This window comes from uncultured Enterovirga sp. (genome assembly GCF_964242715.1).
Taxonomy (GTDB): Bacteria; Pseudomonadota; Alphaproteobacteria; order Rhizobiales; family Beijerinckiaceae; genus Enterovirga.
The window spans coordinates 1-21,581 of record NZ_CAXTAZ010000003.1; the positions used below are offsets into that span (position 1 = coordinate 1).

At 68.8% G+C, this 21,581-nt stretch carries 25 protein-coding genes and 1 pseudogene; 17 read left to right on the forward strand and 9 right to left on the reverse strand.

The features are described 5' to 3' along the window. Positions 1 to 157 precede the first annotated feature (157 nt). The 4 genes from ACFE87_RS02360 to modC all read left to right on the forward strand — a co-directional run bounded on the left by ACFE87_RS02360 (position 158) and on the right by modC (position 3,413). Positions 158 to 652, forward strand: coding sequence for a YidB family protein (locus tag ACFE87_RS02360; RefSeq protein ID WP_375458006.1), 495 nt, complete (start codon positions 158 to 160; stop codon positions 650 to 652). Positions 653 to 764: 112 nt separating this feature from the next. Further along, a complete protein-coding gene (gene modA, locus ACFE87_RS02365; RefSeq protein WP_375458007.1) occupies positions 765 to 1,577 on the forward strand; it encodes a molybdate ABC transporter substrate-binding protein in 813 nt (270 codons plus the stop codon). A 13-nt stretch (positions 1,578 to 1,590) separates the two neighbouring features. Next, positions 1,591 to 2,286: a molybdate ABC transporter permease subunit gene (gene modB / locus ACFE87_RS02370; protein WP_375458008.1), complete on the forward strand. Its 696-nt coding sequence runs from the start codon at positions 1,591 to 1,593 to the stop codon at positions 2,284 to 2,286. After that, positions 2,283 to 3,413 carry a molybdenum ABC transporter ATP-binding protein gene (gene modC / locus ACFE87_RS02375; protein ID WP_375458009.1) on the forward strand — a complete coding sequence of 377 codons (1,131 nt, stop codon included), beginning with the start codon at positions 2,283 to 2,285 and terminating at the stop codon, positions 3,411 to 3,413. The genes modB and modC overlap by 4 nt, the downstream gene beginning before the upstream one ends. Before the next feature lie 31 nt (positions 3,414 to 3,444). On the opposite strand, the gene ACFE87_RS02380 is transcribed toward modC, so the two are convergent. The 3 genes from ACFE87_RS02380 to serB all read right to left on the reverse strand — a co-directional run bounded on the left by ACFE87_RS02380 (position 3,445) and on the right by serB (position 6,187). After that, on the reverse strand, positions 3,445 to 3,573 hold the full coding sequence (locus tag ACFE87_RS02380) for a hypothetical protein (protein ID WP_375458010.1): 129 nt from the start codon (positions 3,571 to 3,573) through the stop codon (positions 3,445 to 3,447). 74 nt (positions 3,574 to 3,647) lie between these two features. Continuing rightward, on the reverse strand, positions 3,648 to 5,180 hold the full coding sequence (locus ACFE87_RS02385; protein WP_375458011.1) for a CHAD domain-containing protein: 1,533 nt from the start codon (positions 5,178 to 5,180) through the stop codon (positions 3,648 to 3,650). A 77-nt stretch (positions 5,181 to 5,257) separates the two neighbouring features. Then, positions 5,258 to 6,187: a phosphoserine phosphatase SerB gene (serB, locus tag ACFE87_RS02390; RefSeq protein WP_375458012.1), complete on the reverse strand. Its 930-nt coding sequence runs from the start codon at positions 6,185 to 6,187 to the stop codon at positions 5,258 to 5,260. Between the two features lie 56 nt (positions 6,188 to 6,243). On the opposite strand from serB, the gene miaA reads away from it, so the two are divergent. Next, positions 6,244 to 7,176, forward strand: coding sequence for a tRNA (adenosine(37)-N6)-dimethylallyltransferase MiaA (miaA, locus tag ACFE87_RS02395; protein ID WP_375458013.1), 933 nt, complete (start codon positions 6,244 to 6,246; stop codon positions 7,174 to 7,176). 29 nt (positions 7,177 to 7,205) lie between these two features. Here miaA and ACFE87_RS02400 read toward each other — a convergent pair whose 3' ends face one another. Then, positions 7,206 to 7,973 (reverse strand): RMD1 family protein, encoded by a 768-nt coding sequence (locus ACFE87_RS02400; protein WP_375458014.1) that lies wholly within the window; start codon positions 7,971 to 7,973, stop codon positions 7,206 to 7,208. Between the two features lie 258 nt (positions 7,974 to 8,231). On the opposite strand from ACFE87_RS02400, the gene ACFE87_RS02405 reads away from it, so the two are divergent. From ACFE87_RS02405 to ACFE87_RS02415, 3 genes are read left to right on the forward strand one after another with little or no spacing between them, the layout of a single operon-like run. Beyond that, on the forward strand, positions 8,232 to 10,010 hold the full coding sequence (locus ACFE87_RS02405; protein WP_375458015.1) for an acetolactate synthase 3 large subunit: 1,779 nt from the start codon (positions 8,232 to 8,234) through the stop codon (positions 10,008 to 10,010). A gap of 20 nt (positions 10,011 to 10,030) precedes the next feature. Next, on the forward strand, positions 10,031 to 10,384 hold the full coding sequence (locus ACFE87_RS02410; RefSeq protein WP_375458016.1) for a cupin domain-containing protein: 354 nt from the start codon (positions 10,031 to 10,033) through the stop codon (positions 10,382 to 10,384). 10 nt (positions 10,385 to 10,394) lie between these two features. Further along, the gene (locus ACFE87_RS02415) at positions 10,395 to 11,105 is read left to right on the forward strand and encodes a type 1 glutamine amidotransferase (RefSeq protein WP_375458017.1); all 711 of its coding nucleotides are present in this window, start codon (positions 10,395 to 10,397) and stop codon (positions 11,103 to 11,105) included. A gap of 3 nt (positions 11,106 to 11,108) precedes the next feature. Here ACFE87_RS02415 and ACFE87_RS02420 read toward each other — a convergent pair whose 3' ends face one another. Next, positions 11,109 to 11,615, reverse strand: a complete 507-nt coding sequence (locus tag ACFE87_RS02420; protein WP_375458018.1) for a hypothetical protein — start codon at positions 11,613 to 11,615, stop codon at positions 11,109 to 11,111. 141 nt (positions 11,616 to 11,756) lie between these two features. Between ACFE87_RS02420 and ACFE87_RS02425 the strand changes: the two genes are divergently transcribed. Next, positions 11,757 to 12,011, forward strand: coding sequence for a DUF3297 family protein (locus tag ACFE87_RS02425; RefSeq protein WP_375458019.1), 255 nt, complete (start codon positions 11,757 to 11,759; stop codon positions 12,009 to 12,011). Positions 12,012 to 12,144: 133 nt separating this feature from the next. Continuing rightward, a complete protein-coding gene (locus ACFE87_RS02430; RefSeq protein WP_375458020.1) occupies positions 12,145 to 13,254 on the forward strand; it encodes an L-dopachrome tautomerase-related protein in 1,110 nt (369 codons plus the stop codon). 104 nt (positions 13,255 to 13,358) lie between these two features. On the opposite strand, the gene ACFE87_RS02435 is transcribed toward ACFE87_RS02430, so the two are convergent. Then, the gene (locus ACFE87_RS02435) at positions 13,359 to 13,859 is read right to left on the reverse strand and encodes a lipocalin-like domain-containing protein (protein WP_375458021.1); all 501 of its coding nucleotides are present in this window, start codon (positions 13,857 to 13,859) and stop codon (positions 13,359 to 13,361) included. 101 nt (positions 13,860 to 13,960) lie between these two features. Here ACFE87_RS02435 and ACFE87_RS02440 point away from each other — a divergent pair, with 101 nt between their 5' ends. Next, positions 13,961 to 14,848 carry a LysR family transcriptional regulator gene (locus tag ACFE87_RS02440; RefSeq protein ID WP_375458171.1) on the forward strand — a complete coding sequence of 296 codons (888 nt, stop codon included), beginning with the start codon at positions 13,961 to 13,963 and terminating at the stop codon, positions 14,846 to 14,848. Positions 14,849 to 14,965: 117 nt separating this feature from the next. On the opposite strand, the gene ACFE87_RS02445 is transcribed toward ACFE87_RS02440, so the two are convergent. Continuing rightward, positions 14,966 to 15,925 (reverse strand): DMT family transporter, encoded by a 960-nt coding sequence (locus ACFE87_RS02445; protein WP_375458022.1) that lies wholly within the window; start codon positions 15,923 to 15,925, stop codon positions 14,966 to 14,968. A gap of 166 nt (positions 15,926 to 16,091) precedes the next feature. Here ACFE87_RS02445 and ACFE87_RS02450 point away from each other — a divergent pair, with 166 nt between their 5' ends. Both ACFE87_RS02450 and ACFE87_RS02455 read left to right on the forward strand, forming a co-directional pair. Beyond that, positions 16,092 to 17,537 carry a pyridoxal phosphate-dependent decarboxylase family protein gene (locus ACFE87_RS02450; RefSeq protein ID WP_375458023.1) on the forward strand — a complete coding sequence of 482 codons (1,446 nt, stop codon included), beginning with the start codon at positions 16,092 to 16,094 and terminating at the stop codon, positions 17,535 to 17,537. Between the two features lie 57 nt (positions 17,538 to 17,594). Next, positions 17,595 to 18,301, forward strand: a pseudogene (locus ACFE87_RS02455) (glutathione S-transferase family protein). Between the two features lie 5 nt (positions 18,302 to 18,306). On the opposite strand, the gene ACFE87_RS02460 reads toward ACFE87_RS02455, so the two are convergent. Beyond that, entirely contained in the window at positions 18,307 to 18,567 is a 261-nt protein-coding gene (locus ACFE87_RS02460) for a hypothetical protein (protein ID WP_375458024.1), read from the reverse strand. A gap of 102 nt (positions 18,568 to 18,669) precedes the next feature. Between ACFE87_RS02460 and ilvN the strand changes: the two genes are divergently transcribed. The 3 genes from ilvN (at position 18,670) to ACFE87_RS02475 (ending at position 20,261) form a co-directional block, all read left to right on the forward strand. Next, positions 18,670 to 19,212 carry an acetolactate synthase small subunit gene (gene ilvN / locus ACFE87_RS02465; RefSeq protein ID WP_375458025.1) on the forward strand — a complete coding sequence of 181 codons (543 nt, stop codon included), beginning with the start codon at positions 18,670 to 18,672 and terminating at the stop codon, positions 19,210 to 19,212. A 4-nt stretch (positions 19,213 to 19,216) separates the two neighbouring features. Beyond that, entirely contained in the window at positions 19,217 to 19,864 is a 648-nt protein-coding gene (locus tag ACFE87_RS02470) for a glutathione S-transferase family protein (protein ID WP_375458026.1), read from the forward strand. A gap of 145 nt (positions 19,865 to 20,009) precedes the next feature. Further along, positions 20,010 to 20,261, forward strand: coding sequence for a hypothetical protein (locus tag ACFE87_RS02475; RefSeq protein ID WP_375458027.1), 252 nt, complete (start codon positions 20,010 to 20,012; stop codon positions 20,259 to 20,261). A gap of 43 nt (positions 20,262 to 20,304) precedes the next feature. Here ACFE87_RS02475 and ACFE87_RS02480 read toward each other — a convergent pair whose 3' ends face one another. Further along, the gene (locus ACFE87_RS02480) at positions 20,305 to 20,877 is read right to left on the reverse strand and encodes a DUF924 family protein (protein ID WP_375458172.1); all 573 of its coding nucleotides are present in this window, start codon (positions 20,875 to 20,877) and stop codon (positions 20,305 to 20,307) included. Between the two features lie 73 nt (positions 20,878 to 20,950). On the opposite strand from ACFE87_RS02480, the gene ACFE87_RS02485 reads away from it, so the two are divergent. After that, positions 20,951 to 21,472: a hypothetical protein gene (locus tag ACFE87_RS02485; protein WP_375458028.1), complete on the forward strand. Its 522-nt coding sequence runs from the start codon at positions 20,951 to 20,953 to the stop codon at positions 21,470 to 21,472. The last annotated feature ends 109 nt before the right edge of the window (positions 21,473 to 21,581 follow it).

Here is a 21,581-nt window from a genome sequence, read left to right on the forward strand (position 1 = left end):
GAACGGGAGACGGGCGCATCGGTCCCCCGAGACGATTGAGGCTGGCTCCCGGTCACGAGTCCTGGACCGGCGGACCACGGGTCGCGGGAACAAGGCCCCGCCCTCCCGCTTTTTGGAGGTCCGTGCGTTGTCGAACGGGCGCCCCAGGAGAGCGACGATGGGACTTCTCGACCAGGTGATCGGCAGCGTGACGGGGTCGAAGTCAAGCTCGGGCGGAACGTCGCCGCTGACGAAGGCCCTGCTTCTCCTGCTCGCCGCGAAGGCCGCGAGCAGCTATTTCGGAAAATCGGACGACAAGACCGGCAGCGCAGCTCCCGCCGGAGGGGCGACGCCGCCTGCCGCGCCGTCGGGCCGGATCGAGAGCGGGATCCTGGCCGGGCTGCCGAGCCTGGACAGTCTGTTCGATCGCTTCAAGTCGAGCGGCCACGAGGACAAGGTGAAATCCTGGATCGAGCCCGGGCCGAACAGGGAGATCGCGCCCCAGGACCTCGAGAAGACCCTCGGGCCCGATGCCATCGCTCAGCTCCAGAAGGAATCCGGCCTGCCGCGCGACGAACTCATGCGCCAGCTCTCGGAGGCGCTGCCCAAGGTGGTCGACAAGCTGACCCCGGACGGCCGCCTTCCGACGGAGTCTGAGCGCGCCCGCTGGTAAGGGCGGCGGAGAGCCGCCCGCACCCGGGGCTTGGAATCCTCACTGCCCTGACCGTAGACGCGAGCGAGCAACGGCGATACGCCTCGGACGAGCTGCTGCCTCGGGAGTGACGATGGGACCGATCACGTGGCGCCCGGGATGGGTCCTCGCCCTCGCACTGACGCTCGCGCAAATCGGGCCCTTCGCTACCGCCGGCTCGGCGCAGTCGGCCGGGCCCCTAGTATTTGCGGCCGCGAGCCTGAAGAACGCGCTGGACGACATCGCGGCGGCATGGACCCGCGAAGGCAAGCCGGCGCCCAGTATCTCGTTCGCGGCCTCGAACACACTCGCCAAGCAGATCGAGCTGGGTGCGCCCGCCGACATCTTCTTCTCGGCCGATCTCGACTGGATGGATTACGCGCAGGGCAAGAACCTGGTCAGGCCCGACACAAGGGTCGACCTTCTCGGGAACCGGATCGTTCTCGTGGCCCCGAAGGACTCCACCGTGACCCTGGCGGTCGCGCCCGGCATGAACCTCGCCGCGGCCCTCGGCCAGGGTGGCCGCCTCGCCATGGGCAATGTCGATGCAGTGCCGGCCGGGAGATACGGCAAGGCCGCGCTCGACAAGCTCGGCGCCTGGGACGGGGTCCGGGACAGGATTGCCCAAGGCGAGAGCGTTCGGGCCGCGCTCCTCCTCGTCTCGCGCGGAGAGGCTCCTCTCGGCATCGTCTACGCTACCGATGCCCAGGCGGAGCCCGGCGTGAAGATCATCGGCACCTTTTCGGAGGGATCGCATCCCCCAATCGTCTATCCCGTCGCAGTGACGAAGGATGCCACTAGCCCGGATGCGGCGGCTTTCGTGACCTATCTGCGCGGACCGGCCGCCAAGGCCGCCTTCGAGCGGCAAGGTTTCACGGTCCTGAACCGGCCGGCCACAGGGTCCTGACCTGACCTTCGGCGTGGCGGACTGGCTCCGGCCAGAGGAATGGACGGCGCTCCGCCTCAGCCTGCTCGTTGCCGCGACCGCGACCGCCGGCAGTCTCCTGCCCGGCATCGCCGTCGCCTACCTGTTGGCGAGGGGACGTTTCTGGGGCAAGTCGATCCTCGACATGCTGGTCCACCTGCCGCTGATCCTGCCGCCGGTCGTCACGGGCTATCTTCTCCTGATCGGCCTCGGACGCCGTGGGCCGATCGGCGCCTTCCTGGCCGAGCATTTCGGAATCGTCCTGTCCTTCCGCTGGACGGGCGCGGCCCTCGCCTCCGCCATCATGGGCTTCCCGCTCCTGGTGCGGGCGATCCGGCTGTCGATCGAGGCGGTCGACCGCAAGCTCGAGGCGGCAGCCGGCACGCTCGGCGCCTCTCCCGCCTGGGTCTTCGCCGCCGTGACGCTGCCGCTGATCCTTCCGGGCATCATCGTCGGGCTGATCCTCGCCTTCGCCAAGGCCATGGGCGAATTCGGGGCGACCATCACCTTCGTCTCGAACATCCCGGGCGAGACCCAGACGCTGCCCTCGGCCATTTACACCTTCACGCAGATTCCGGGCGGCGAGGCGGGTGCGCTTCGGCTCACGCTCGTTTCGATCGCGGTCTCGGTCGCGGCGCTCGTCGTCTCCGAAGCCCTGGCCCGCGGCGTTGCCCGGCGCCTCGCCGCATGAGGGGCCGCGAGGGCGATCTCCGGGTCGAGGTCGAGCACGAGCAGGGCGGCTTCAACTTGGCCGCCGCCTTCGAGGCCCCGGGCGGCGTCACGGCTCTCTTCGGGCGATCCGGCTCCGGCAAGACGACGCTCGTCAACATCATCGCCGGCCTCCTGCGGCCGCGGCGGGGCCGGGTGGTGCTCGGCGGCCAGGCCCTCGTGGATACCGCGTCCGGCGTCCACGTGCCGGCCCATCGACGCCGGATCGGCTACGTCTTTCAGGACGGCCGGCTCTTCCCCCATCTGAGCGTTCGCCAGAACCTGCTCTTCGGGCGCTGGTTCGCGGCGGGGGCGGAGGACCGGACGAGCCTCGCTTCGGTGGTCGAGCTTCTCGGCATCGCGCCGCTTCTCGGCCGCCGTCCCGGCGCGCTCTCCGGCGGTGAGAAGCAGCGGGTCGCGATCGGCCGGGCTCTCCTGGCCAAGCCACGCCTCCTTCTGATGGACGAACCGCTGGCCGCGCTCGACGATGCCCGGAAGGCCGAGATCCTGCCTTTCATCGAGCAGCTGCGGGACGAGGCGGGCGTCCCGATCGTCTACGTGACCCACGCCATCACCGAAGTGGCGCGACTCGCCGACACGCTGGTCGTCTTGGAGAATGGCCGCGTCGCGGCCAGCGGCTCCGCCCGCGACACCCTCGCCCGCACCGACATCGGTCCGCTTGCCGGGATCCGGGAGGCAGGGGCCGTTCTCGACGCCGAGATCGAGGCGCATGACCGCGCCTTCGGGCTGACGACGCTCTCCACCCCCGCCGGCGACCTTCGCGTTCCGCTCCTCAACCTTCCGGCCGGCGCCCGCCTGCGCCTGCAAATTCCGGCCCGCGACGTGATCCTGAGCCTGCGGCGGCCCGACGGCCTGAGCGCGCTGAACATACTCCCAGGCACGATCGACGAGGTCCCGGACCCGTCCGGGGCCGACGGCTCGGCCGACATCCGGCTCGATTGCGGGGGCGCCCGCATCCTGGCGCGCATCACCCGGAGGTCGGTCGCGGACCTGGCGCTCGCGCGGGGGATGCCTGTCTTCGCGATCGTGAAGAGCGTCGCGCTCGCCCCGGACAGGTCCTGGCCGGAGCGCACGCGAGAGGACGGCTGAGCGTCGATCGTGTCGCCCAGAGCGGAGGTCTTCAATGCCGGGCGCTGATCTCGGCGATCAGGGCCCGGACCCGGGCGAGATTCCTGGCCCGTTCGCGTTCGTAGAAGGTGTCGTCGTAGGCCGGCCGTTTCAGGCCGAGGAGGATCGCCAAGGTCGTCATCGTGCCGCTCCGTCGTTCGGAGGGCCACTAACGCGACCCTGTTTCAGCCGGATTGCGCGTTCGTTTCCACCGGCTCAGCGCCAGAACGGTTTCGCTTCGGCGAAGGCGGCATGCGCCTCGACCGCCGCGGCAACGAGGGCCTCCTCGCGGCCGTCCTGGGCGCCGGCCGCATGGCCGGCCGCGAAGGGCAGGAGCGAGGCCGGTGCGGACTGGGCAAGGCTTTCCGCAAGTTCGTGGCCGGTCTGGATGTCGTTCAGGTCGCCGAGGCAGGATTGAAGCTGTTCCAAGGCCGACACGAAGGCCTTGTGCCGCTCCCGGCGTTTCCGGCCCGGCACCAGCTCGGCGAAGAATTCGCTCGCATAGCGGAGCTTCTTCGCATCGATCCGGACTTGATGCCGCGCGTCGGGACTCTGCCGGTCGAGATGACGGCCCTTGGTCCTCACCCGGCGCCGACGCCGCTCGAGAATGGTGGCCGCAAATGTCCAGGCACCGTCGTCCCGGCCGCGCGAGACCTCGCGCGACAACCAGGGGCCCACTTCCACCCAGGTCGAGAGCTCGACCATGAACGCCCGGAAGCGCTTCGAGCCGAGTTTTCGGAGGATTTGGTCATAGGCGCGCTCGCGGTCGGTCCCGAGCCGGGCGGCGAATTCCGCGAGGCCGGGCTCGGCTGCATCCCGCTCCATCTCCGCCCCGACCACGCGCTCGCGATAGACGTCGAGATTGCGGGCGACGCCGAGCAGGGTCGAGAGGGAGCGGAGCTCACGCTTCAGCGCTTCCACCTCGCCATCGTCGACGACATTCTTGAACAGCGAGAAGGCGGAGCGGAGCCGCCGCATGGCGACGCGGGCCTGATGCAGCGATTCGGCCGTGCGGCGCTCGACCAGGATGGCCTCGTTCAGCCGAAAATGCCGGAGGCACGAACGGGCGATGGCCTGGAAGGCCTCCCCGGCCGTCATCTTCGACGTGAGCGCGACCGGGCCGGCCTTCGCGGAGGGAGCCGTCGAACCGTCGAGCAGTCCGTAGCCGCACTCCGATTTCGACGTGACGCCGATCTGGAGGGCTCCGGTCTCCGCCAGGCGCCGCGCGATCCCAAAGAGGTCGACCGGGTCGCCCCCCTTCAGCTCCAGCTCGATTTCCGCCACCGGACGCGACACTGGCCCGGCCGAAACCGTTCCGCCGTCGATCGAGAGCTCGACTTCGCCCGTGCCCGCCACGATGGTCCACGAGGTGCGTTCGATCCGGGTCTCGAAGAGCGGCGCGAGGGATCCGCGCGACCGCAGGAGCCGGCTTGCCCGGGGATCGTCGAACAGGTCCGGATCAGGCGCCTCGCCCGCGATCTCGCATTCCCACTCGGCCCGGTCGAAGAGGCCCGCTCCAAGACCGCCATCGGTTTTCAGCGTCTGTAGCCGGCGCTCCCCGTCCTGGCGGATGCGAAGCGACACACCGCGCCCGCGGAGCGCGTGCTTGGGGGTGTCGTAATAGACCGAAACCAGGTGGCGCGGACTCGCCTGTCCCAGCTCCAGCATGGCGGCCACCCGGCGCTTCAGGCTGGCGAGCTTCGTGGGATCGACCTCGAATTTCAGCTCGATCTCGCGAGGGTCACTCATGCGGCGCGCTCCGTGTGTTCGGGAAGCTTTCGCCTATGTGACAGAATCGTGTCGAGGGGGGTCGGGGTCGCTCCCGCTCAGGTCGCGCCGGGCGGCCAACCCCGTCTTGCGGGCGCCGCGAACTCGCTCGCGGCATAACCCTGGAGGTAAAGCAGGGCGGTGAGGTCGCCATGCTCGATCCGGGCATGAGCCGCGGCCGCGACGGCGGGCTTCGCCCGATAGGCGACGCCGAGCCCGGCCTTGCCCAGCATGGCGAGGTCGTTCGCGCCGTCGCCGACGGCCAGGGTTTCGCCGGGCCGCAGCCCCAGCCGCGTCCGGAGCTCGAGGAGAGTCGCGAGCTTCGCCTCTCGCCCCAGGATCGGCTCAGCGACCGCGCCGGTCAGGGCGCCGTCCTCGACCAGGAGGCGGTTCGCCCGGTCCTCGTCGAAGCCGAGCGCCGCACCGATTGGACCCGTGAAGAGCGTGAACCCGCCCGAGACGAGACCGGCATAGGCGCCGTTCGCCCGCATGGTGGCCACGAGGACGTCGCCGCCCGGCATCGGCGTGATCCGTTCGGCGATGATCCGGTCCACGATCCCGACCGAGAGGCCCCGGAGCAGCGCGACCCGGTCGCGGAGCGCCGGTTCGAAGGCGATCTCGCCCTGCATGGCCCGCTCCGTGATCTCGGAGACCTGCGCTTTCAGCCCGACGAAATCGGCGAGTTCGTCGATACATTCCTGCTCGATCATGGTGGAATCCATGTCGGCGAGAAGCAGGCGTTTTCGGCGTCCCTCGGCGGGTTGCACGACGACGTCGATCGGGCGGCCCGCGAGCGCGTCCCGCAGCGCGGCCGCGACGTCCGCAGCCTCGCCATCGATGTCGAACTCCGCCGCGACCCCGTCGGACAGGATACGGGCAGGCGCGCCACCGCCGCAGGCCGAAGAGGCCGCCCGGATCGCCTCGGCGCTGATCGACGGCACGCGGGGATTTGCTATCAGGGTCGCGACGAGGGTCGGCGGGTCGGCCACGAGGTCTCGCGTCTCGGCTTCCCGCAGCCGCGCGCGTCGCGCTGGCAGGTGGATCGGTGGAACGGGCGGGCGCCATCCTCATTGCAGGGCCCACGGCCTCCGGCAAGTCGGCGCTCGCGATCCGGCTCGCCCGCGAAATGCCCGGAATCGTCCTGAACGCCGACTCGATGCAGGTCTATCGCGACCTCAGGGTTCTGACGGCACGGCCGACGCCCGAGGACGAGGGCGCGGCGCCGCACCGCCTCTTCGGACATGTCGACGGCGCGGTGAACTATTCCGTCGGCCGCTATCTCACGGACGCCGCGGCGGCGCTGGACGAGCTCGATGGCTCCGGGCTCACCCCCATCTTCACGGGCGGCACGGGGCTCTACTTCAAGGCGCTCACCGAGGGCCTGTCCGACCTGCCGGCCGTGCCGGACGACCTACGGGCCGCGATCCGGGCCTCCTCGGCCGAGCGCCCCAGCGCCGATCTCCATGCCGAACTGGCCGAGCGGGATCCGGAGACGGCAGCCAAACTCCGGCCAAGCGATCGGCTCCGCCTGCTGCGCGCGCTCGAGATCCTGGCCGCGACGGGTCGGCCGCTCTCCTCCTTCCAGGGGGCTCGCCGGCCCGGCTTGCTCGCCAGCCGGCCCTGGCGCGGCCTCTTCCTGGCCCCCGACCGGACCACCCTGCGCGAGCGGATCGACCGGCGCTTCACGGCGATGATCGAGGCCGGCGCGCTCGAGGAGGTGGGCGACCTCCGCCGGCGCGGGCTCGATCCGGCCCTTCCGGTGATGCGCGCTCACGGCGTGCCTGCGCTCATGGCCCATCTCGCAGGCGAGATGCCGCTCGCCGACGCCATCACCCGGGGCCAGGCGGATACCCGGGCCTATGCCAAGCGCCAAGTCACCTGGTTTCGGCACCAGATGCCGGGTTTCGAGCTCCTCGACACGGCCCTCGGCACGGAGGCGCTCGTCCGATCGGTCAGGGGTTCGCCCGCCGCGGGATAACCGGCGCGACCGACCTCGTCTTCCGAGGCTCAGCGCCCCGTCATCATCTGGAAGATCGTGATCGCGATCTCGAAGGTGATGAGCGCCACGATCACGGCTTCGAGCCGCAGCGAGCGACGGGTATCGATCAGGTCGGTCAGGGCCGTCGTGGTGCCCCCGATGACCTCGAGCTTGCGGTGCAGCGCCGCGACGCGCTCTTTCAACTCGTACTCGTCTTCCAGACGCGCATAGAGCCGCTCGAGGTCGGGCCGGTCCCAGAGGACGTCGGGCTTCTCCTCGACGGCGACGCGACCGGAGACGCGGTGCCGGACCAGGAGCGCATGTCCGACGTGGCGCAGGATGACGGACCGCCGCCCAGGGGATCCGCCCGTCTCGGCGAGCGTCCGGGCGAGCGGGTCGATCACGTCGAACACGTCGTCGACCTGGGCCTCGTCGCGGGCGAGGGCGACGCTCTTCGCGAGCGAGTCCGCGATCAGCAGGATGCGTTCGGGGTCGCGCCGCTTCAGGTAGATCGGACCGCCGGGCGGAATTTGGTCTTCGCGCTCGTCCGAGAACTCGATCGCCGCCGTCTCTTCTTCGCGCTCGGAGAAGGGTCGCACCACCCGCTCGCCGAGCGAGCGCAGGACCTCGTCCTCCTCGAGCGGCGTGAGCCCGACGGTCGCAACCGCCCCGTAGCGGAAGATCACGACGAGCCCGTCCTGGCCGGACCGGAAGGCCAGCGGCGTCGTCGATACGACGTCGCTGCGCTCGAGCCCCGACGTGTCGATCCGCTCTCCGATGAGAAGGGCCCTGGCCACAAGGCGCTCCGGCGATATCTGAGGGCCCGCCTTTGTCTCCATCACGATCGACCCATCCCGAAACTTGACGCTGCCTGGCATTCGGACTAGCCAATACCAATGAAACGGGACGGCATCATGCCCGCGAAGCTTATTGTACCGGAGGCGCCATCGACGGAGCGGGTCTAACCCGCAGGTCCGGACGATGGCGCATGCAGGGTCCCTCGGGGCCCTTTTTTATTGCCTGGAGGGCCGCGGGCGCGGCGAGGAGAGACGACGATGGGCGAGATGATGACCGGGGCCGAGATGGTCGTGCGCGCGCTCCGCGATCAGGGCGTCGACCACATTTTCGGCTATCCGGGCGGCGCCGTGCTGCCGATCTACGACGCCCTCTTCCATCAGGAGGAACTCCGCCACGTGCTCGTCCGGCACGAGCAAGGCGCAGTCCATGCGGCGGAGGGCTATGCCCGCTCCTCCGGCAAGGTCGGCTGCGTCGTCGTCACCTCGGGGCCCGGCGCCACGAACGCCGTCACGGGCCTGGCCGACGCGCTGATGGATTCGATCCCCCTCGTCTGCATCACCGGCCAGGTCCCGACTCATCTCATCGGCACGGACGCGTTCCAGGAATGCGACACGGTCGGCATCACGCGCCATTGCACCAAGCACAACTACCTCGTGAAGTCGGTGGCCGACCTGCCCCGTATCCTGCACGAGGCCTTCTACGTCGCGACCCACGGGCGGCCCGGCCCGGTCGTCATCGACTTGCCGAAGGATATCCAGTTCGCGACCGGCTTCTACGAGCGGCCGACGGACAACCAGCACAAGACCTACCGGCCCACCGTCGAGGGCGACCCGGACAAGATCCGGGCTGCCGTGCGCATGATGGCAGCGGCCCGCAAGCCCGTCTTCTACACGGGCGGCGGCGTCATCAATTCCGGCCCGCGCGCCTCGGCGGCGCTTCGCGAACTCGCCCGGATGACGGGCTTTCCCGTCACCTCGACCCTGATGGGACTCGGCGCCTTCCCGGCCTCGGACCCGGCCTTCCTGGGCATGCTCGGGATGCACGGCACCTACGAGGCGAACCACGCCATGCACGATTGCGACGTCATGATCGCGGTCGGCGCGCGCTTCGACGACCGCATCACCGGCCGGCTCGACGCCTTCTCGCCGGCCTCCCGCAAGATCCACATCGACATCGACCCGTCCTCCATCTCGAAGAACGTGAAGGCCGATATCGGCATCGTCGGCGATTGCGCGCATGTGCTGGAGGCCATGATCGCGGCCTGGCGCGAGCTCGCCCCCGAGCTCGACCGCGACGCCCATGCCTCCTGGCTGCGTGAGATCGAGGGCTGGCGCGGGCGCGACTGCCTCGCCTTCCGGCGCTCGACCGACGTCATCAAGCCGCAATACGCCGTACAGCGGCTCTACGAGTTGACGAAAGGCCGCGAGACCTACGTCACGACCGAGGTCGGCCAGCACCAGATGTGGGCCGCGCAATATTTCAAGTTCGAGCAGCCGAACCGCTGGATGACCTCCGGCGGGCTCGGCACGATGGGCTACGGCCTGCCGGCCGCGATCGGCACGCAGCTCGCCCATCCGGACGCGCTCGTGATCGACATCGCGGGCGAGGCCTCGATCCTGATGAACATGCAGGAGATGTCGACCGCCGTGCAGTATCGGCTGCCTGTCAAGATCTTCATCCTGAACAACCAGTATATGGGCATGGTGCGGCAGTGGCAGGAGTTGCTGCACGGCAGCCGCTATTCGCACAGCTATACCGAGTCGCTGCCCGATTTCGTCAAGCTCGCCGAGGCCTATGGCGGCGTCGGCATGCGCTGCACCGATCCGGCCGATCTCGACGACGCGATCCGCGAGATGATCGCGATCGACCGCCCGGTGATCTTCGATTGCGCGGTCGACCAGGCCGAAAACTGCTTCCCGATGATCCCGTCTGGCAAGGCCCATAACGAGATGATCCTGAACGAATTCATCGGCGACGAGGAATCGAGCCAGGATATCGGCAGCATCATATCGGCCGAAGGCAAGATGCTGGTCTAGGATCGACGGAGCGCAGCCCCATGACAACGGCCATCGATCTGTCGGAGAAGCTCAAGGCCTTCTCCGACACGTTCGCGCCCCGCACGGTCGCGCAGTTCAACGGCCACGACGTGATGGTGGTGAAGGCCGAGGGGCCCTTCATCTGGCACACGTATGACGACACGGACGACTTCTTTCTCGTCCTCAAGGGGACGCTCGACCTCGAGTTGCGCGACGGTACCGTCACCCTCGGGCCGGGGCAGATGTTCGTGGTGCCGAAAGGCGTCGAGCATCGTCCGGTCGCCCGCGGCGAAGTTCACCTGCTCCTGATCGAACCGACCGGGACACCGAATACCGGCGACGTCTCGACCGCCAGCCGCCGACAGCTCGGCTGAGCAGGTCGGCATGAAGATAGGCATTCTCGAGGCGGGCGTGCCGCCGGCCGATCTCGCCTCGCGCTTCGGGCGCTACGACGCGATGACGGCCGACCTTCTCGGCGCCGGCTTCGACACCGTCACCTACCGAGTTCGCGACGGCGAACTCCCGCCCTCGCCCGAAGCCTGCGCCGGCTACGTGGTCACGGGCTCGGCGGCCGGCGTCTATGACGACCTGCCCTGGATCGCGCCTCTCCGGGCTTTTCTCCGCGAGGCGAAAGGCCGGGCGAAGCTCGTCGGCATCTGCTTCGGTCACCAGATCATGGCCGAGGCCTTCGGCGGCCGGGTGGTCAAATCGGACAAGGGATGGGGCCTCGGGCTGCAGCGCTACGATATCCGGGAGCAGCCGTCCTGGGCCGATCCCGTCCCGAGCTTCGCGATCCCGGCCTCGCATCAGGACCAGGTCGTCGCCCCGCCGCCCGCGACCCGGATCCTGGCCGGAAGCGCCTTCGCACCGTTCTCGGCGCTGATCTACGACGACCAGCCGGCGATCTCGTTCCAGGGCCACCCGGAATTCACGCCGGCCTACGCCAAGGCGCTCCTCGCGCTCTGCCATGCCGAGCGGCTCGAGCCCGGCGCATTCGGCGCCGTCACGACCTCGCTCGACGGGCCGAACGACTGCGCGCGGATCGGCAGCTGGATCGGTCGATTCCTTCTTGAAGGCCGGGCTCGCCTGACCTGACGCTCAATTCTCGGGATGGTCGATCACGAACTCGGCCCGGCCGTCCGCGCCGGCTCTCGTGTAGGTGATCTCGTAGACGCCCCAGGCGCTGACGGCGTCGCGCCGGCCCTCCGCCTCCGCCCGCATGGCGCCGACCATGTCGGCCGCCTGGGCCGGCGTGAGGTCGAGATCGAAGGCGGCGAGCAGCGAGGCTGCTACGGTGAGGAGGGGTGGGAGGGTCTTCGCCGGATCGCCGGCCGCCTGCCTCAGCTCGATGCGGGTCATCAAGCTTTCGAGGCAGGTCAGGCGGGCATCGACATCCGGCATGTTGGCGACGCGCTCCTCGCCCATGCGTCCCGGGGCGTTGACGAAGGCCAGGCCCAGCCTCGCCGGCTCGACCGCCCTCAACGCCGCCGTCCAGCGCGTCTTGATCGTGTCGCAATCCACCATCGTCTCGGTCGCGGCCCCGGCGGGGACGGCCGTCGCGAGGAGGAGCAGAGCGAGAATCGGCGTCGGTCGCAGGATGCGCATCGGTCTTGGTCCTTCTCTCCCGCATCAGGCCCGCCGCCCCGGCCTTCCCGCGATCACGCAAGCGGCCTGCGGCACACGGGCCTCGTTGGCAGCGCGGCCCGGCGCTTGTATCAGCGAGGACCGATATAGACCGAGACCGCGATGACCGACACCCTGCCCGACCGCCTCTCCACGGACCCGAAGAGCCCGCATCACGACCCGGAGCTCCTGGCCCGCGGCATCGGCATTCGCTTCAAGGGCGTCGAGAAGACGAATGTCGAGGAATATTGCGTCTCGGAGGGCTGGGTCCGGCTCGCGGCCGGAAATGCGAAGGACCGGTTCGGCAATCCCATGACCGTGAAGCTCAAAGGGCCAGTCGAGCCCTACCTCCGGGCCGAGGGCGAGGCCGAGACGTAGACGCAGGCGCCCTCGCACGACGAGGCGCGCTCGAGACGGAGCGGAAGCGTACCTTCCCCAAACCTGTGGGCACCACGGAACTCCGATCGGGACCGCCCGGTTGACCGGGCATCTCGCCTAACCGGAGTCGATCATGCAGCGGTCTTGGATGCGTCTCGCCGGGATGGCCCTCGCCTTGACCCTCGTCGGCGGCTCGGCCCTCGCCCAGGCTCAGCCGGCAGCCAGGCTGGAACGCGTCGCCGTGTTCCCGCATCAGGTGACCGGCGTCGCCGTCTCGAACGACGGCCGCATTTTCCTGAACTTCCCCCGCTGGACGGAGGATTCGCCCGTCTCGGTCGCCGAGTTGAAGGGCGGACGGCTCGTGCCCTATCCGGACGCGGCCTGGAACAGCTGGCGCAACGCCAAGCAGGACGAGATCACGCCGAACGACCATTGGGTCTGCGTGCAGAGCGTCGTCGCCGACGGACGCGGCAATCTCTGGGTGCTCGACCCGGCGGCGCCTGCACTAGAGCAGATCGTGAAGGGCGGACCGAAGCTGGTCCAGATCGACCTCGCGACCAACAAGGTCGTCCGCACGATCGCCTTCGACGAGCGCGTCGCGCCCCAGGGCACATACCTGAACGACATTCGGTTCAGCCCCGACGGAAAGTGGGCCTACCTGACCGATTCAGGGCGGGGCGCTCTCCTCGTCGTTGATCTCGAAAGCAGCGCGATCCGCCGCGTCCTCGACGGCGTCTCCTCGACCCAGGCCGAGAAGGGCGTGCAGGTCCGCATCGACGGTCGCGTGCTCCGCCGCCCGGACGGCAAGGCGCCGACCTTCGCCTCTGACGGGATCGCGCTGTCCCGGGACGGCGAGATGCTGTTCTGGCAGGCGATCTCCAGCCGCACGCTCTATTCCATCCCGACCGCAGCGCTTCGCGACGACAAGCTGCAGAATCCCGACCTCGAGGCGCAGGTGAAAAAGGCCGGCACAACCGTTCCGGCCGACGGGTTCTGGATGAGCAGCAAGGGCACGTTCTTCGTGACGTCGCCGGAGGACAATTCGGTGAAGATCCGACAGGCGGAAAGCCGCCTCGTGACCGTGGCGCAGGACCCGAAACTGCGCTGGCCCGATTCCCTAGCGGAGGGACCCGACGGCGCGATCTACGTGACCGCGTCGCACATCCCGGATACCCGTATGTTCAAGCTCGGCGCGCCGGTCGCCATCTCGACGGCGCTGTTCCGCTTCATGCCGCCGCAGTGAGGCCGAGTTCGGCAACACATCGCGAGAGCCCAGTCAGGCCCCGACGCTGGTTGGTACGAGACTGATGAGACAGCCTCACCCTTGACCCCATTTGCGCGCTTTGATCAGCGTACACGCTGCCACGTGATGGCGATCCTGGTACCATCCGGTCGCTGGAAGTTCTCTATCATTCGGTCACCCGCGACGAGTAGCCCAAGCTCCGTGCGCGTACGCACGCTGCCGACCCAGTTCGGAAAGGTGGAGCCCTCGACGCGGTTGCCGCTGAACTCGCCACTCTCGTCCACCGTGTAGGTGCCGAAGAAGCCGATGCTGCGCGCCATGGCAGCTCGATTCTCCTCCGCGGTGCCGTTGCCACGTACGTCAGAGGCGAATTTTGGGACATCGGCGTCGGTCAGCACCTCGACGTAGTGCATGTCGGGCGTGAAGACGAGCAACCCGCTCGGACGTGCGCCGTAGGCGGGAATGTTCCTGCCGTCCGGGTCGATCTGGGCCGACATCATGCGCCATGTCCCGACAACTTGGTTGCGGACTTGCGCCTGTGCTGGCGCCATCGCGGCGAGAGCACCTGCCGCGAGCAGAATCGCAAAAATCTTCAATCTCAACATGTGGACTCCGCTCGTTCGTCGCATCGGAATCGAATCTATGCGCTCGCGTCGCGTGGCGTTAGGCACCACAATCCGCATGGGCCTGTGAAGAGGAGACACCAATCGAGAAGCCGACCCTCGCCGATCTCACGGCCTTTGCGGCCGTGGCTGAGCATCGCAGCTTCACCCGCGCAGCCGACGCGCTTGGTCAGTCGCGCTCTTCGCTGAGTCATACAATTCTGGTTCTGGAAAAGCGGCTTGGACAGCGCCTGCTGCATCGCACGACCCGCAGCGTAGCACCGACCGAGGCGGGCGCGCGCCTGTTGCAGCGGATCGGTCCAGTGCTTCGTGACTTCGAGCAAGCCCTCGATGGCTTCGCCGAGGATCAGGGTATCCTGAGTGGCACGCTACGAATCAACGCAAACGAGATGGCTGCCCGGCTCCTCCTGCGCGACGCCGTGCCGACCTTCCTGAGCCATCATCCCGGCATGATGCTCGACCTCGTCGTAGATCGTCGCTTGGTCGACATCGTCGAGCAGGGCTTCGATGCTGGCGTGCGTCTGGCCGAGGCCGTGCCGCAGGACATGGTGGCGGTACCCTTTGGCGGTGTGGCCCGCTTCATCGCCGTCGCATCCCCCGGCTACCTGGAAGGACGAACGCCGCCACGAACGCCTGACGATCTTCGTAGTCATCGATGCATTCGTCACCGTATGCCGAGCGGGAAGTCCTACCGGTGGGAGTTCGAAAGGCTTGGGCAGGATTGGGTTGTGGACGTCCCAGGTGCGCTGACCCTCGACCACAATGGATTGATGGTGGAGGCGGCAGCGGCCGGCCTCGGTATCGCCTACGTCCCGGAACTGATCGCGCGCGCCATGCTGGATGCGGGGCGGCTTGAGATCGTGCTGAGCGATTGGTCTCCGCCGATACCAGGCCTATGCCTCTACTATGCCAGACATCGCCACGTTCCTGCGGGGCTCCGTGCCTTCATCAGCATCCTGACCGGCCGGTAGACTGGACATCCTTGTCGAACGGGCGCGCGGCCCGCCGCATATGCCGCCGCGTTCGCAGCGGGTGTGAGCGGAACTTATTGTCACCGTCTTGGCGAGACCTTCTCGATCACGGCACCGTCAAGCTTGCGATCTGTCCGCCCTGGACAGCTCCGGAACAGGCGCGCGCGCCGCGTCCCGCACCCGCAGCCTCTCGCGGTGGGCCGTGTAGATGCCGCTCGCGATGATGATGGCGGCGCCGAACCAGGTCCAGCCGTCCGGCACGGTGCCGAAGACGATATAGCCGAGGGCGGTCGCCCAGATCAGCATGACGTAGGTGAAGGGGGCGAGCACTGACACCGGCGCGCGGCCGAAGGCGAGGACGGTGAGGAATTGCCCGGCAGTCGCGAAGCCCGCCATTCCGGCCGCCAGCAGCAGCTCGAACCCGGTCGGCATGATGAACACGGCCGGCACCACGAGGCCCAGGGCGACGAAGCCGATCAGCGACGTGTAGGTCATCGAGGTCCAGGGACGGTCGATGCCGCCGAGGCGCCGCGTCGCGATCACGCCCGCCGCCCAGCAGGTCGCTGAGAGGATCGGCAGGAGTGCCGCCCAGCCGAACGTGCCGCTGCCCGGCCGGACCACGACGACGACGCCCACGAGGCCGGCCGCGACGGCGGCCCAGCGCCGGAACCCGACCTTCTCGCCGAGAAGCGGGATCGAGAGGGCCGTCACGATCAGGGGCGAGACGAAGTTGATGGTGGTCGTGGAGGCAAGCGGCAGGACCGACAAGGCTCCCACGAAGAGCAGGCTCGAGCCGATCAGGCAGGCGGCCCGAAAGGCCTGCAGCTGCGGCGAGCCCGATTGGAGCACACGGCCTCGCGTCGCGACGAGCATCGGGGCCACGACGACGACGAAGCCCGCCCAGCGCAGCCACGTGATCTCGACCACGGGCAGCCGCTCGGCCAGCACCTTCGAGAAGGTGTCGGCGAGCGAGAAGACGAGGCCGGCCGCGAGCACGAGGGCGATGCCGACGAGCGGCCGGTCGGGCGGGGCCTCGACGGCGAGGTCGTGCGAGGAGCGATGCAGGAAGGAGGGCAAATCGGGACCGCGCGGCGAGTCGGGACCGCGCTATAGCAGGGCCGGGCCCGTATGGGCGCCGCCGCCGCGTTGCCCGGCGACCAAAACGAGGGGCGATGTCACCGGCGAGGCGTTCGACGCCGCGGCCATGCCCCGATATGAGAGCCCGCGATTTCGGAGCGGATCGATGGACGGCAGCGAATTCCGGCACTGGGCGCATCGCGCCTCCGACTGGTCGGCCGATTACCTGGACGGCCTGTCCGAGCGGCCGGTCCGGGCGCAGACGAGCCCGGGCGACACCTTCCGCCAGATCCCGGCCGAGCCGCCCGCGCGGGGCGAAGCGATGGCGGAGATCTTCGCCGACCTCGATCGGGTGATCATGCCGGGCATCACGCATTGGCAGCATCCGCGCTTCTTCGCCTATTTCCCGGCCAATGCGAGCCCGCCCTCGGTCGTCGCCGAATACGTGACGGCCGCGATCGCCGCGCAATGCATGCTCTGGCAGACCTCGCCGGCCGCGACCGAGCTCGAGACCCGGATGATCGACTGGCTGCGCCAGCTGATCGGCCTGCCCGAGGGATTTTCGGGCGTGATCCAGGATTCCGCCTCGGGCGCGACGCTGGCGGCCCTTCTCACGGCGCGCGAGAAGGTGCTGGGCGGCGGCGGCAACCGGGACGGGCTCGCCCCCCATCCGGCTCTCCGGGTCTATGCCTCGGCCCAGGTCCATTCCTCCGTCGACAAGGCGGTCCGGATCGCCGGGATCGGCGACCGCAATCTCGTCCGCATTCCGGTCGCGGGGCCACTCCACGGCATGGATGTCGCGGCGCTCGACCGGGCCATCGCGGCCGACCGCGAGGCCGGCCTCCTGCCCTGCGCGATCGTGGCGGCGCTCGGCGGCACCTCGGTCGGCGCCTGCGACGACATCGCGGGTGTGGCCGACATCGCGGCCCGGCACGGCGTCTTCCTGCATGTCGACGCCGCCTGGGCCGGGAGCGCGATGATCGTGCCCGAATACCGCCACCTGATGCGGGGCGCTGAGCGGGCGGACAGCTTCGTCTTCAACCCGCACAAGTGGCTGTTCACGAATTTCGACTGTTCGGCGCATTTCGTGCGCGACCCGAAGGCACTGACCGACGCGCTCGGCATCCGGCCGCCCTTCCTGCGCACCCTCGGCCAGGACGGCTTCGTCGATTACAACGAATGGTCGGTGCCGCTCGGCCGCCGCTTCCGGGCCCTGAAACTCTGGTTCGTGATCCGCTCCTACGGCGCCGAGGCGCTCCGGGACATGATCCGCGCCCATGTCGGCTGGGCCGGCGAACTGGCGGCCGCCATTGCGGCCGAGCCCGATTTCGAGATCGTCACGGCCCCAATCCTGTCGCTGTTCACCTTCCGCTACCGGCCGTCCGGGGTGCCGGAGAGCGAACTCGACCGGCTGAACGCGCAACTCGTCCAGCGCATCAACGACGACGGCCGGCTCTACCTCACCCAGACGAGCCACGACGGCCGCTTCGTTCTCCGCTTCCAGGTCGGCGCGACCACGACGACCCGGGACGACGTCATGTCGTCCCTTGGCGTGATCCGGGAGATCGCGGGCGCCTGCCGGATAGCGGACCTTCAGCCCTCCGCGGCCTGATCTCCCGCCGTCGCTTGCATTCACCGACAACCATCCGATCCCGAAGGGAGCCCGCCCATGCCGACACTGATCGTCGCGAACAAGCTCTATTCATCCTGGTCCCTCAGGCCCTGGCTCCTGATGCGTCAGCTCGGGATCGACTTCGACGAGATCGTGATCCCGCTCGATCATGCGAATACCCAGGTCCGGATTCGTGAGCATTCGCCGGCCGGTAAGGTCCCGGTCCTGAAGGACGGCGAGATCACCGTGTGGGACTCGCTCGCGATCGTCGAATACGTGGCGGAACGCTGGCCCGAGGCCGGTGTGTGGCCGCTCGACCGCGAGGCGCGTGCCCATGCGCGCTCGATCTCGGCCGAGATGCATTCCGGCTTCGCGGCGCTCCGCTCCGCCTGCCCCATGAATCTGGGCAAGCACTTCGCCGAGGGTGACCGGGGCGAGAAGGTGGCCCGGGACGCGAGCCGGATCGAGGCGGTGTGGCGCGAGGCGCGCACCGGTTCGGCCGAAATGGCCCGTTCCTCTTCGGTGCCTTCTCGGCCGCCGACGCGATGTATGCGCCGATCGCGACCCGCCTCGACACCTATGGCTTCGCGGTCACGCCGGAAAGCCGCGCCTATATGGATGCCATCCTGGGACTACCGAGCTTTGCTGAATGGCGCGAAGCTGCGCTGAGAGAGACGTGGACGATTGCCCACGACGAGGTCGACGAGCAGCCGCTCATCGATCTCAGGGCAGCGCAGCCCGGGGCTAGCGCGGCGAGATCGTGAAGCCGTCACCGGGGACGAGGTTGCGGCTCGGCCCACCCGTCTGCTGCCCCCGACCCTGCTGGTAATAAGGGGCGCGACGGATGCTTGTCGTTGTCGCTACCGGAATCGTATTCCCAAGGCTGCTGCCAGGGCGCACGCCCGCCGATCGATCCGGTGACGTCCGGGTCGCCGCGGTGACGGCCTTGGGCCTGGGCGGCGGCCGGAACTAGGATCGCGGCGGAAAGGAGGAGGCAGGCGGCGAGACGGGTCATGGTGTCCTCGAACATCGGCGGCCGATCCGCCCTCCGGCTTGACGTGACGGCCCTCCAACCACAAAGGCCACGCTTCCGTTCCGTATCACGGGGCGCCCGCGCCCAGAAGGTCGGCCGATGAACGCGATGAACACGCATTACCCGGACCCCTCGCCGCTCGAGATCTCGCGGCGGCACACGCTGGCCGTGATCGTCGACAACGAGCCCGGCGTGCTCGCCCGGATCGCGGGCCTGTTCTCCGGCCGGGGCTACAATATCGAGAGCCTGACGGTGTCGGAGACGGAGCACCAAAAGCATCTCTCCCGGATCACGATCGTCACCGCCGGCACGGACGCCACGCTCGCGCAGATCAAGGCGCAGCTCGAGCGGCTGATCCCAGTCCACCGCGTGCTCGACCTCACCGTCCAGGGCGACGCGATCGAGCGCGAGCTCTCCCTCGTCAAGGTCGAGGGAAGGGGCGAGGCGCGGGTCGAAGCCATGCGGCTCGCCTCCGCCTTCGGGGCCCGCACCGTCGACGCGACGCTCACCTCCTTCGTCTTCGAGCTCACCGGGACGACGGACGAGGTCGAGCGTTTCATCAACATGATGGTGGCGGTCGGTCTGGTCGAGGTGTCCCGCACCGGCGTCGCCGCGATGAGCCGCGGCCCGCTGGGGATGTGAGGCCATGGCCGGCCTGAAGCTCTACTACTCGCCCGGCGCCTGCTCGCTCGCGCCGGGCATCGCGCTGGAAGAGACGGGCGTCGAATTCGAGCCCGTGCTGACGAAGCTGGCCGACGGCGCCCAGAAGACGCCCGAATTCCTGGCCCTCAATCCGAAAGGGCGGGTGCCGGTCCTCGTCGACGGCGACTTCGTCGTGACCGAAAACCCGGCCATCCTCCGCTACATCGCCCGGAGCTTTCCGGCAGCCGCCCTCTGGCCGACGGATCCTCGCGAGGAGGCGCGCTGCGCCGAATGGCTCGCCTGGTGCTCGTCCGGCCTCCACATCGCCTATGCCCATGTCCGCCGGCCCGAGCGCTACGGCACGAGCGACGCGGCCCGCACTGAAGTAGTCGCGAAAGGACACGAGACCTGCCGGGACGTCTGGCGCCAGGTCGAGGCGAAGCTCGCCGCCTCGCGCGCGCCTTGGGCTGCGGGCGACAGCTTCTCGGTCGCCGATCCCTACGTCTTCCTGTTCTGGACCTGGGGTCGCGGCCCAGCGCTCGGCTTCGACATGCCGGCCGACTTCCCGGCCTGGACCGCGCATGCGCACAGGATGGCGGAGCGGCCCGCGGTTCGCCGCGCGCTGGAGCGTGAAGGGATCGCTCTGCCCTGACCGGGCCTTCGCGGCGGTCGCTTTACGGACACTCGGCCGGAGCCTACAGGGCTCCCCGAGCGTTCCGCTCGCCCTCGGCCAGTCCCACTCACCTCGCTCCGGCCTCTTCCGCCGGACGGCTGGCCCTTATCCGAAACGGACCCCCATGAAGCTTTTCGACGTGACGCTCGCGCTCGCGCTCCTGTCGGCCGGCCCGGCCCCAGCGCAGACGGACATGTCCTGCGCCGACTACCTGAAGGCCGACGCCGAGATGCAGGCCGCGATAAGCGCGGCGGACAAGGCCGCGCTGGCCAAGGACCCGAGTGCGACCGCCCTCGACCGCAAGGTGCGCGAGTATTGCACGAAGAACCCGAAAGCCCCGGCATCCGAGGCCATGGAAAAGGCCGTGATGAACTGAGGCGTCCTGCCGGAAGAGGATAGCGGCCCTCAGCGCCGTGCCCTCAGCCGGCGAAGCCGTCGGCCTCAAGATAGGCCAACTCCTCGGCCGTACTCTCGCGTCCGAGGATCGCGTTGCGGTGCGGAAAACGTCCAAAACGCGCGACGATGTCGCGATGATGCCGAGCCCATGCGACGTTCTCCGGGCGCCCCTTCTCCTCGTAGAGCGCGACCGAGCGGTCCTGCGAAGCCAGATCCTCGCCGTGCATGAAGGGCAGGTAGAAGAAGGTCCGAAGGTCAGAATCGACCTCCCGATCGAAGCCGTGCGCGATCGCTCGCCCGGCCACCTCGCGCGCGAGCGGGTCCGACGCCCAGACCCGCGCGCTGCCCCGGAAGATGTTGCGGGGCATCTGGTCGAGCAGCAGCACGAGCGCGAGCGCGCCTTGCGCCGAGTCCTCGCAGCCGGCCAGCCGACCCGCGGCGGCGTCCTCGAATACGGTCAGGAAGCGTGCCCGACACGCCGCGTCGAAGGCGTCGTCCTGGGTGAACCAGCGCTCCGGACCGGCTTCCCGCCAGAAAGCAAGAATATCGGCGGGACCGGCACCCGCGCTCCCGGGTTCCGACGCGTTCCTATCCATGCCGATGTCTTTCCAGAGCCGCTCGCCCCGTCGGTCGATCCGCGATAGACCAAGCGTGGTCAAGGAAACCATCATGTATCATCGTCTCGCGACCGTCGTCGCGCTCTCCTGTCTCGCCTCCCTGCCCGTCCGGGGGCAAAGCTTGAAAGATGTCGAGGCAAAGGAGGCCGAACTCGTTGCGGCCTGGGAGAAGACGCCGCTCACCGTCCGGCGCGCCGTGTTCGTGACCGAGAAGCCCAGTCTCTACGGCGCCTATACTGAGCGGACGAGCAACGACTTCAAGCGCGGCGAGACGCTGCTCACCTATATCGAACCGATCGGCTATTCGTGGAAGCCCTCGGGCAAGGACGGCTTCGCGATCGGCATCACGCTCGACTTCGTGGTGAAGTCAAAGGCCGGAAGCGTGCTGGGCGGGCAGGAGAAGTTCCTGACCTTCGCCCAGGCGAGCCAACACAAGCTGCGCGAGCTGATGGTGAATGTGAGCCTCGGCCTCGGCAACGCGCCCGCCGGCGACTACATCGTCGTCTACACGCTGCGGGACACCGCCTCCGGAAAGTCGGCCGCCTTCGAGCAGCCCTTCCGGCTCGTCGAATAGGGCGGCGCGCGCGCCCCCGGCGCTTGCCAGGGCGGTCAGGGCCGCTACAAGCGGCGCGCTCGACCGCCGCAGCCGGAAAGGCGGCGGCGCAACCATCAGCACACGAGGG